Origin of the sequence: Streptobacillus felis (assembly GCF_001559775.1) — a bacterium.
Lineage (GTDB): Bacteria > Fusobacteriota > Fusobacteriia > Fusobacteriales > Leptotrichiaceae > Streptobacillus > Streptobacillus felis.
Genome location: NZ_LOHX01000325.1, coordinates 1 through 2,207, shown reverse-complemented (window position 1 = coordinate 2,207; position 2,207 = coordinate 1). Strand labels below are relative to the sequence as shown.

Sequence of the window (2,207 nt, the reverse complement as noted above, 5' to 3'; positions counted from 1 at the left end):
CTTGTTTTTCTTTAAATTCATTAGGTTTAACTATTGCTTCTAATACATTTAAATTTAAATCTAGTCCATATTCTCCTACCCTTGCACTTACTCCCGACGTGCCTACTTTAAGTCCATAATCTATATTATGATTATTTACTTTCTCTTCTTTTAATGTAAGTCTTTCTATTTCTAGTTTAGATAAGTCTATATCTCTTTTATGTACCTTCTCTTCTCTCTTATCTACAAACTCTAACTCTCCATTTCCTCCTGTAGGTGTTCCTGTAAAAGCTATAGAAACATCAAAGCCTAGTCCTGCTTTGTTTCTAGTCTTTTCATCTTTTACTTCTTCTATACTTAGATTTTTTATATCTCCTTGTATAATAAATTTATATTACCTTATCTATTTATGTAGAATAAACAATAAATGGTATTAGTATTATTAGTAGTTTTTTCATTCTTCTTCCTTTTCTACAAATACTTCTAATTTATATGTTTTAGGATTATGATATTTTTTAATTTTTTCATATACTTCTTTTTCTATTTCTTCTTTATTACTTAAATCGCATTCCTTACACTTAAGAACAACATATAGGATTGGAAAATATGAAAAAATCTCTGCATATTCATCCCAATTCATAGTTTCAAATTGCCTAACTTCTTTAAAATACTCATCATATATTTCATAAAATTTATTTTGATTTTCTTTTTCTTTTTCCCGAAATTCTTCATATGTTAAATCAACTTGTTTAAATACTAATTCTCCATTCTCTAAAAAATACTGATAACGAACTCCTTCCTCTCCTCTTAACATGTGCAATCTCTTTAAATATCCATAATTTTTTATCCAAGCACCAACAAATATTCTATATTCCTTACTATATTCATCTAAAATTTTTTCCATCTCTCTGAAATCATTACCTTTTTCTTTATTAAATATTAAATCTGTTACTACATATCCTTTATATCCATACTCTAAAAGTTCTCTACCTGATAACGAATATCCAGAAGAAGAAACAGGAACAATTATTTCCCATTTTGTACTAATATATTTACTCTTATTTTTAACAGGTGGATAAAGCCACATATATGTCATTTCACTAGGTCCACTACCTATCATATAGAAAGCTTCTAAGGCTATAGTCTTTCTTTTTATTTTTATTCCCAATTTTTTTAAATGATTTTGCATAGCCCCTTCTGAATTTATTCTAACACATGCTCCAACAAAAAACAGAAATAATACTATAAATACAGACAAACACCCAGTAAAACACGATTTACAGCCTCTTTGCATTTTATCTACCTATCCTTTCATATTCATTTGGTTTAATCAAAATATTATTAAGTTTGTCATCAAGTTTACCTGAATTGTGTTCTCTTAATTTACCTCGTCTCATTTTAATCATTTTTAACAATTCATCTTCTATCATTTTTTTGTCTTTTTTTACATCATCTTTCAATATTTCATCTATATTCTCTACTAAAACTTGGGCTTTTTGATCTTCATAACTTTCAGAATAACTCATTACATCTTTAAAAAGAGACTGTGATTCTTTTTTTAAATATTCTTTTTCAAATTTCTTATATATTTCATCATATTTTTCTTTATTTTCTATTCTTTCATTTGTACTATTTATATAGATAATATTTTCTTTATTTAATTCTTCTATTATTTTCATTTCTTCCTTAATAATAATATCCCTCTGACTATAATCATACATATATAGAGGTACCTTTTGATTTAAATCTTCTGTATCTTTTGAAAAATTTATAAATGAATTGGGTAGTTCTAATATCCCTTCACCTTTAGGTTTTATAGTTATACTTCTAGAGCCAATTTCATTTGTTTCTGTATTATTAGATGCAGGGTCAAATAATACTGCTGAAATATTTTTATGTTTATTTGATACTGTTGTAAGTATTGCACCTCCAAGTGAATGCCCTGCTCCTAATAAAGTTTTATCTTTAAAGGGTTCTATTTGTTCTAAGGCATCCTTAGTTTGATCTAAAAACGTAAGCTTATTTCTATAAGGAAGAGCAAATACATTTGTCAACCAATCACGTTTTTGATTTGTTCCTTTTGGTATAACATAAAAAACATCTTTATTAACTGCATCCTTAAGGACTACTCCTTGATATCCATTTACCTTATTTTCAATTGAAACAACAATAAGTTTCTTATCATTTATTGTTAAAGTGTCACCTAAAATTAATTTTTGATTTATTGT

Annotated in this window: 2 protein-coding genes; both read right to left on the bottom strand. The window is 26.4% G+C overall.

Annotated elements, in window-relative coordinates; all coding sequences use genetic code 11:
- Positions 1–433: 433 nt before the first annotated feature.
- Positions 434–1,273: a hypothetical protein gene (locus tag AYC60_RS07735; RefSeq protein WP_156447709.1), complete on the bottom strand. Its 840-nt coding sequence runs from the start codon at positions 1,271–1,273 to the stop codon at positions 434–436.
- A 1-nt stretch (position 1,274) separates the two neighbouring features.
- A partial coding sequence (locus AYC60_RS09175) for an alpha/beta hydrolase family protein (protein ID WP_197417009.1) occupies positions 1,275–2,207 on the bottom strand: 933 nt, incomplete at its 5' end.

Excerpts from the sequence above, each read along its gene's own strand:
- AYC60_RS07735 (WP_156447709.1), bottom strand. The coding sequence starts at position 1,273 with ATGCAAAGAGGCTGTAAATCGTGTTTTACTGGGTGTTTGTCTGTATTT.